Below are 7715 nucleotides of genomic sequence, written 5' to 3'. Positions count from 1 at the left end.
CCCCCGCCGCCCCCGCCGTCCGCGGCCCCTTCCGGCGCGGTTCCGGCCAGCGGCGCGCTGGCCAAGGAGGGCTGGTTCGGGATCAGCTCCGGCCTGCACGCGCGGGTGGAGATGCTGGGCGTCGAACGGCGGCCGGACCGGTCGGTGCTGCACTTCACGCTGACCAACCTCGGCGACAAGGAACAGTTCGAGATCAACGCGTTCGGCCACGCGCTGGGCGACTTCCAGAACTTCCCCATCCCGCTGGTCGATCCGGTCGGCCGCAAGGTCTACCAGCCGCGCAGGACCGTCTCGACCGGCCAGACGGTCGGCAGTGAACGCGGACGGCTCGCACCCGGCGTCGTCTACCAGGCCGAAGTGCACTACCCGCCGATCCCCGAAGGCGTCACGACGGTCACCGCGCTGACGTCCGGCACGACCGGCGAGTTCACCGGGATCCCCGTCGGCGCCGCCGCCCCGAGGCCCGCGCCGACCGCGTCGATCTCGCCGGCCCCCGGCACGGTCGCGGCCCTGCCCGAGCGGGATGGCCCGATGAAGCCGCCGGTCGTGCTGAACCTCTACGACATCACCGAAGGCCAGATCGAGGAGACCACGTCCAGCGGAGTCGAGGAGAGGATCGGCCTGCGCACCGACGTGCTGTTCGCGTTCAACTCCGCGCAGTTGTCCGGCAAGGCCAAGGCCGTCCTGGACAAGGTCGCCGACGAGACCCGCGCCAAGGCCGATCCGGCCCAACCGCCGATCCACGTCATCGGCCACACCGACAGCAAGGGCGCCGACGACTACAACCTGAAGCTCTCCCGCCGGCGCGCGGCGGCCGTGCTCCGCGAACTCCAGGCCAGGCTCGGCACCGACTACCAGTACCGGGCGCGGGGCGAAGGCGAGGCGGCGCCCGTCGCCAAGGAAGGCGGCCCCGACGACGCCCTGGCCCGCTCCCGCAACCGCCGCGTCGAGATCTCCTACCAGATCAAGCAGCGGACCCCCGACGTCACGACGACCGCGACCGCGGACGCCGTGACGGCGGGGGCCGGCGCCCCCGCCGCGTTCCGCCCCTCCGACGGCGAGATCGTCGCCAGCCGTTACGGCCGGTTCAACGGCCAGAAGCGCCGGATCGACGTCCGCCCGTTCTACCGGGACGGCCACTACCTGGTCGCCGTGTTCGACGTCGTCAACGAGGGCCCCGGGCAGCTCCCGGCGCTGGCGGACTACTCCGACCTCGACTACGCGGGCGGCGACTTCACGGCGTTCTCCGTGATCGACCCGGCCACCCAGGACGTCTACCGCGCCGTCCGGATGGGTCCGCTCGCCGAGCGGGGCGCCCAGGTCCACGACTATGTGGAGCCCGGCTGGGCCAGCTACCGGCTGCGGCCGGGCGAGCCCAACCGCGGCTTCTTCTACGTCCCCGCCCCGCCCGATGACGTCAGGGTCGTCACGTTCGACGGCGGCCCGTTCGGCAAGGTCCTCGAAGTCCCGATCGCCGGCTGACGCTACGGCTGGGACTGGAGGCCGAGCAGGAAGGCGATGTCGCCGTTGCCGTCGACCTCGGCGTCGAGGATCTTGTCGTCGAGGGCGGGCGCGGCCTGCGGGTCGACGAAGACCCGGGCGCCGTCGTCCTCGATGACCTGGTCGCCGTCCAGCGGCCGGGGCGTGAAGCCGACGGCCAGGGCGGCGGGCGTGTCGGGGGCGGGGGCGATCCGCAGCCCGCCGGTGCCGGGGGTCTCCGGCTGGGCCGCGAGCTGGCGGATCACGGTGGCGGCTGTATCGGTCAGTGCGAGCATGATGTCTTCCCTTCGTCGGATGGGCCCGCCCTACCCGTGGGATCGGCCTTCAATCCGGGAATATCGCGGCGGCCCCTCCGGTTGATCATCGGCGTGACTTTCGAACGAGTACGCGTCGGCCGGTCCGACCTGCATGTGTCCCAGCTCAACCTGGGCGGCAACGTCTTCGGCTGGACCGCCGACGAGGCCGCCTCGTTCGCGATCCTCGACCGGTTCACCGAGGCCGGCGGGAACTTCGTCGACACCGCCGACGCCTACTCCTCGTGGGTGCCGGGCCACTCGGGCGGCGAGTCCGAGGAGGTCATCGGCCGCTGGCTGGCCTCGCGCGGCGGCCGCGACACGGTCGTCGTGGCCACCAAGGTCGGCGCGCACCCGGAGTTCAAGGGGCTGAAGGCCGAGACGATCCGCGCGGCGGCCGAGGCGTCGCTGCGGCGGCTCGGCACGGACCGCATCGATCTCTACTACACGCACTTCGACGACGAGTCCACGCCCGTCGAGGAGATCGTGACGGCGCTCGACGGCCTGGTGAGGGCGGGCAAGGTCCGCCAGGTCGGAGTGTCGAACATCAGCGCGGCGCGGCTGCGGGCGTCGCTGGAGTTCGCCGACCGGGAGGGCCTCGCCAAGTACGTCGCGATCCAGCCGCACTACAACCTGGTCTCGCGGGACACCTACGAGGGCGACCTGTCGGTGCTGGCCGTCCAGCACGGCCTGTCGGCGATGCCGTACTTCGGGCTCGCCGCGGGGTTCCTGACCGGGAAGTACCGGCCGGGCGGCCCGGTCGTGGACAGCCCGCGCGCGGCCCGGGCGGCCGAGCTGGCCGGGTCGCCGAAGGCGCTGGCCGTCCTGGACGCCCTCGACAAGATCGCAGCGGATCGCGGGGTGGAGGTGGCGACCGTCGCCCTGTCCTGGCTGAAGGACCAGCCCACGGTGGCCGCGCCGATCGCCAGCGCCCGCTCCGTCGACCAGCTCGCCGCGCTGCTCGCGGTCGCGGACGTCGATCTGACGACCGCGGAGCTCCGCGCGCTCGACGAGGCCTCCGCATGAGACGGCATTGATCGTGGTAAGGAGCCACGCTAGGTTCGTACCTGTTCTTGTAGGTTTCTTTCCTGGCGGTGGCTGATGAGTCGGCGGGGCGTCCTGCTCTTCCTCGCGATGAGCGTCGTATGGGGCATCCCGTATCTGCTCATCAAGGTGGCGGTGGAGGGCGTGTCCGCCCCGCTGCTGGTGTTCCTGCGCTGTGCGATCGGCGCGCTGGTGCTGCTGCCGCTCGCGCTGCGCGGCGACGGGTTCGCGCCGCTGCGAGGGCACGGCAGGTGGATCGCCGCCTTCGCGGTGCTGGAGATCTTCATTCCGTGGCTGCTGCTGTCGCACGCCGAGAAGCAGCTCACCAGTTCGTTCAGCGGACTGCTGATCGCGGCGTCGCCGATCATGAGTGTGGTCTTCGCGAAGCTGCTGGGCGGCAGTGAGCGGCTGAGCCTGCTGCGCTGGGCCGGGCTCGGCCTCGGCTTCGGCGGGGTCGCGGTGCTGGCGGCGCCGGCGCTGCGCCGCGAATCCGGCTGGTCGATCGTCGAGGTGCTGCTGACGGCCACCGGCTACGCCATCGCCCCGATCATCGCCGACCGCAAGCTCCAGGGCGTGCCGACGATGCCGCTGACCGCGGTCTGCCTGGGCAGTGCCGCGCTGTTCTACCTGATCCCGGCCGGGCTGACCCTGCCCGACCGGATGCCGTCGGGCCAGGTCGTCGGCTCGATCCTGGCGCTCGGCCTGATCTGCACCGCGCTCGCGTTCGTGCTGTTCCTCGCGCTGATCGCTGAGGTCGGCCCGTCGCGCGCGCTGGTCTTCACCTATGTGAACCCGGCCGTCGCGGTGACGGCCGGGGTGCTGCTGCTGGACGAGCCGCTGACCGCCGGGATCATCGCGGCTTTCGCGCTGATCCTCACCGGTTCCGTGCTCGCCACCCGTCCCCAGAAGGATCAGACGATCAGCGACAGGGGCGCGGAGCGGAGCCCGGCCACGACCGTCGAGCCGTTGTAGACCGGTTCACCCGTCCGCTTCAGCCGCCGGTACCGGGAGGTCAGCTCCTCCAGCACGATCCGCAGCTCCATCCGGGCCAGCGCCGCGCCGAGGCAGAAGTGCGGCCCGAACCCGAACGCCAGGTTCAGCGCCGGGGAGTCCCTGGTGACGTCGAACAGGTCGGCGGTCGGCCCGAACGCCCGGGGATCGTGGTTGGCCGACCCGTACAGCAGCATCAGCTTCTCACCCGCCGCGATCTTCGTGCCGGCCAGTTCGGTGTCGGCCGACGCCGTCCGCAGGAAGTAGACGACCGGTGACGTCCAGCGGAGGATCTCCTCGACGGCGCCGGGGATCAGTTCGGGCCGCTCCCGCAGCAGCGCCCACTGGGCGGCGTCGTCGGCCAGCGCCACCAGCCCGCCCGACAGGGCGTGCCTGGTCGTCTCGTTGCCCGCGACCAGAAGCTGGATGAGGAACATGACGAGCTCACCGTCGGTGAGCTGGTCGCCGTCCAGTTCGAGGGTGGCGAGCTGGGAGATGACGTCCTCGCCCGGGTCGGCTCTGCGGGCGTGGGCCTGGCCGACCAGGTACATCCCGCACTCGACCTTCAGGGCGGTGTCCTCCTCCGCCGAGCGGGTGGAGGCGCCCGGCACGAACGCGTCCGACCAGAGTTCGAACCGCTGCCAGTCGTTCTCGGGGATGCCGAGCAGCAGGCAGATCACCTGGAGGGGGAGCGGCACCGCGAGGTCCCGGACGATGTCGCGGACCCCGGCGTCCAGCAGCGCGGTGGTCCTGGCGCGGATCTCCGGCTCCAGCCGGCGCAGCACCGACGGCCGGAAAGCGGGCGCGACCAGCCCGCGGTAGCGGGTGTGGTCGGGCGGGTCGGTGTGCAGGAGCGTGGGCGGGGCGTCGTAGGAGGTGCCGAGCTCCTCGATGAGGATGCCGTCGCGGTTGCGGAACGCGACCGGATCGGTGACGACCCGCTGCACGTCGGCGTGGCGGGAGACGATCCAGAGCGGCAGATCCGGATGGCGGACCAGACCGTCGCGGCGGAACCCCGCGTACAGGTCGAGGGGGTGCCCGGCGCCGTAGGCGGTGGCGGGAAAACCCTGGATCGGAGGGGGTGCCTGCGTCATGGTCTCGGCTCCTTCGCCATCGCTTGAGCGAACGCTAGGTTTGCCGACGGGTCGAGCGCAAGAGCATCGGGGCGCGGAAATGATCAGTGTTCGGGGAGCCGCGCGATCCGGACGACGGCGCGGGCGATCCTGGCGGCGGTGGCCTCGGGCGCGGCGACCGGCTGCACCATGTGGCTGACGGTGAGCCGGACGACCGTCTCGACGGCCAGCGCCCGGTCGGCCCGCTCCACCTCCGGCCACGCGTCGGCGGCGTAGGTGTCGAGCATGATGCTCGCGGTGTCGATCAGCGGTTCCGAACGGGTCGTGAGATGGGTGAGCAGCTCCTCGTCACCGCCGCGCGAGCTGGTGAGGATGGCCTTGAGGAGCGGATTGTCGGCGGCCAGGGTGAGCGTGTAGGCGACGGCCGCCTCGAACGCGGCCTGGGCGTCGGTGCGGTGGGCGTCGAGCTGCTCGGCGATGCCGAGCAGGAACCGCTCGACCTCGCGCATGACGAGCGCCTGGCCGATGGCGTCCTTGGTGCCGTACTCGTTGTAGACCGTCTGGCGGCTGACGCCCGCGGTCGTCGCGATGTGCGACATCCGCAGCCGGGCCCAGCCGTTTCCGGTCACGAGCTCGTAGGCGGCGTCGAGCAGGCGGTCCTTCAGCAGGGAACGCACGGACTCCCGGTACTCCGTCATGGTGCCTCACTTTACCGGCTATTGACACTCTACCTTCGCTATGTCTACTTTCTAGACAGTTCTCGGGCAAAGTGTCCACTGGAGGCGTGATGGAACCCACCTTGTCGGAACCCACCCGGACGGAAACCGGCTGGGCGGATCCGAAGAAGTACCTGTGGCTGCTCGGCCTGTTCGTTCCGTCGTTCCCGTTCATCGCCTGGGGGCTGGCGGAGCTGACCGGGCTCGGCGTCTTCTGGTGGTCGGGGCTGATCATCCTGTTCCTCCTCTTCCCGGTGCTCGACCAGCTCGTCGGCAAGGACTCGGTGAACCCGCCCGAGAGCCTGCTGGCCTGGCTGGAAGAGCAGAAGTACTACCGCTGGTGCACCTACCTGTTCCTGCCCGTCCAGTACGCGGGGCTCCTCCTCGGCTGCTGGCTGTGGACGCGCGGCGGGCTCGCCGCCGTCGACAAGATCGGCCTCGCCCTGACGCTCGGGGCGGTCGGCGGCATCGGCATCAACACCGCCCACGAACTGGGCCACAAGAAGGAGTCGGCGGAGCGCTGGCTCTCCAAGATCGCGCTCGCCCAGACCTGCTACGGCCACTTCTACATCGAGCACAACCGCGGCCACCACGTCCGCGTCGCCACCCCCGAGGACCCGGCCAGCTCGCGGCTCGGCGAGAACTTCTGGCTGTTCCTGCCGCGCAGCGTGGCCGGCAGCCTGCGGTCCGGCTGGCATCTGGAGAAGGCGCGGCTGGCCCGCTCCGGCAAGGGCCCGTGGCGGATCGGCAACGACGTGCTGAACGCCTGGGCGATGAGCCTCGGCCTGTTCGCGGCGCTCGTCCTCGGGTTCGGTCCCGGGATCCTGCCCTACCTGCTGATCCAGGCGGTGTTCGGGTTCTCGCTGCTCGAGGTCGTCAACTATCTGGAGCACTACGGGCTGCTCCGGCAGCGCACCGCCACCGGCCGGTACGAGCGCTGCACGCCCCAGCACAGCTGGAACAGCAACAACATCGCCTCGAACGTGCTCCTCTACCACCTGCAGCGGCACAGCGACCACCACGCCAACCCCACCCGGCGGTACCAGGCGCTGCGCCACTTCGAGGAGGCCCCCGAGCTTCCGTCGGGCTACGCCACCATGATCGTGCTGGCGTACTTCCCGCCGCTGTGGCGGCGGGTCATGGACAAGCGGGTCCTCGCCCACTACGACGGCGACGCCTCCCGCGCCAACGTCCACCCCGGCAAGCACGCCCGTTACGAGGTGGCCGCGTGAGCTACCGGTGCCCCGTCTGCGCGTACACCTTTGACGAAGCGGTGGGCGACCCGCGTGAGGGCTTCCCCGCAGGGACCCTCTGGACGGCCGTCCCCGACGACTGGACCTGCCCCGACTGCGGGGTCCGTGACAAGATCGATTTCGAGAGGGTCTGAGGATGGACTACAAGCTCTGGCAGTGCCTGGTCTGCGGGCTGATCTACGACGAGGCCGAGGGCTGGCCCGACGAGGGCATCGCGCCCGGCACCCGCTGGGCGGACCTGCCCGACGACTGGACCTGCCCCGACTGCGGCGCCGCCAAGGCCGACTTCGAGATGACCGAGATCACCCGTGCCTGACCGGATCGTCATCGTGGGCGCCGGCATCGCCGGCGCCACCGCGGCCCTGACCCTGCGTTCCGAGGGTTTCACCGGTGAGGTGCTGCTGGTGGGCGCGGAGCCCGCCGACCCCTACCGCAGGCCGCCGCTGTCGAAGGACGTGCTCGCCGGGAAGACCGCGCCGGAACGGCTCCGGATCAAGCAGCCGGAGTTCTGGGCGGCCCAGGGCATCGGCCTGCTGACCGGGGTCCGGGCGATCGAGATCGACCGCGACCGGTCGCTCGTCGAACTGGCCGACGGCGCCGCGCTCCCGTACGACCGGCTCCTGCTGGCCACCGGCGGAACCGCACGGACCCTGCCGGGCGCCCGGGTGCTGCGCACCCTGGGCGACTCCCTCGCCCTGCGCGCCGAACTGCTGGAGCACGGCCGGTTGACCGTGATCGGCGGCGGGCTCGTCGGACTCGAGGCCGCCGCCACCGCCCGGACCCTCGGCTGCGCGGTGACGGTCCTGGAAGCCGCGCCGCACGTGCTCGGCCGGGTGCTCCCGGCGC

The 7715-nt window shown here is 71.3% G+C and carries 10 protein-coding genes; 7 read left to right on the top strand and 3 right to left on the bottom strand.

What is annotated here, in order from left to right; translation table 11 throughout:
- A partial coding sequence (locus ACYVE7_RS25040) for an OmpA family protein (RefSeq protein WP_460367767.1) occupies positions 1 to 1482 on the top strand: 1482 nt, incomplete at its 5' end.
- Between the two features lie 2 nt (positions 1483 to 1484).
- Here the strand turns inward: ACYVE7_RS25040 and ACYVE7_RS25035 are convergent.
- Complete coding sequence (locus ACYVE7_RS25035; protein ID WP_460367765.1) at positions 1485 to 1775, bottom strand: HesB/IscA family protein; 291 nt, start codon at positions 1773 to 1775, stop codon at positions 1485 to 1487.
- A 93-nt stretch (positions 1776 to 1868) separates the two neighbouring features.
- On the opposite strand from ACYVE7_RS25035, the gene ACYVE7_RS25030 reads away from it, so the two are divergent.
- The gene (locus tag ACYVE7_RS25030) at positions 1869 to 2819 is read left to right on the top strand and encodes an aldo/keto reductase (protein WP_460367763.1); all 951 of its coding nucleotides are present in this window, start codon (positions 1869 to 1871) and stop codon (positions 2817 to 2819) included.
- A gap of 75 nt (positions 2820 to 2894) precedes the next feature.
- The gene (locus ACYVE7_RS25025) at positions 2895 to 3809 is read left to right on the top strand and encodes a DMT family transporter (protein ID WP_460367761.1); all 915 of its coding nucleotides are present in this window, start codon (positions 2895 to 2897) and stop codon (positions 3807 to 3809) included.
- Here ACYVE7_RS25025 and ACYVE7_RS25020 read toward each other — a convergent pair.
- The gene (locus tag ACYVE7_RS25020) at positions 3749 to 4921 is read right to left on the bottom strand and encodes a cytochrome P450 (protein ID WP_460367760.1); all 1173 of its coding nucleotides are present in this window, start codon (positions 4919 to 4921) and stop codon (positions 3749 to 3751) included. The genes ACYVE7_RS25025 and ACYVE7_RS25020 overlap by 61 nt on opposite strands.
- Positions 4922 to 5004: 83 nt before the next feature.
- On the bottom strand, positions 5005 to 5598 hold the full coding sequence (locus ACYVE7_RS25015; RefSeq protein WP_460367758.1) for a TetR family transcriptional regulator: 594 nt from the start codon (positions 5596 to 5598) through the stop codon (positions 5005 to 5007).
- A 101-nt stretch (positions 5599 to 5699) separates the two neighbouring features.
- Between ACYVE7_RS25015 and ACYVE7_RS25010 the strand changes: the two genes are divergently transcribed.
- From ACYVE7_RS25010 to ACYVE7_RS24995, 4 genes are all read left to right on the top strand, one after another.
- Positions 5700 to 6848, top strand: coding sequence for an alkane 1-monooxygenase (locus ACYVE7_RS25010; protein WP_460367756.1), 1149 nt, complete (start codon positions 5700 to 5702; stop codon positions 6846 to 6848).
- A complete protein-coding gene (locus ACYVE7_RS25005; protein WP_460367755.1) occupies positions 6845 to 7003 on the top strand; it encodes a rubredoxin in 159 nt (52 codons plus the stop codon). Before ACYVE7_RS25010 ends, ACYVE7_RS25005 begins: the two co-directional genes overlap by 4 nt.
- Positions 7004 to 7005: 2 nt before the next feature.
- On the top strand, positions 7006 to 7185 hold the full coding sequence (locus tag ACYVE7_RS25000; protein WP_460367753.1) for a rubredoxin: 180 nt from the start codon (positions 7006 to 7008) through the stop codon (positions 7183 to 7185).
- A partial coding sequence (locus ACYVE7_RS24995) for an FAD-dependent oxidoreductase (RefSeq protein WP_460367751.1) occupies positions 7178 to 7715 on the top strand: 538 nt, incomplete at its 3' end. The genes ACYVE7_RS25000 and ACYVE7_RS24995, both read left to right, overlap by 8 nt.

The sequence above is a fragment of the Actinocorallia lasiicapitis genome (genome assembly GCF_054778695.1).
This window is presented reverse-complemented; position numbering and strand designations above follow the sequence as displayed.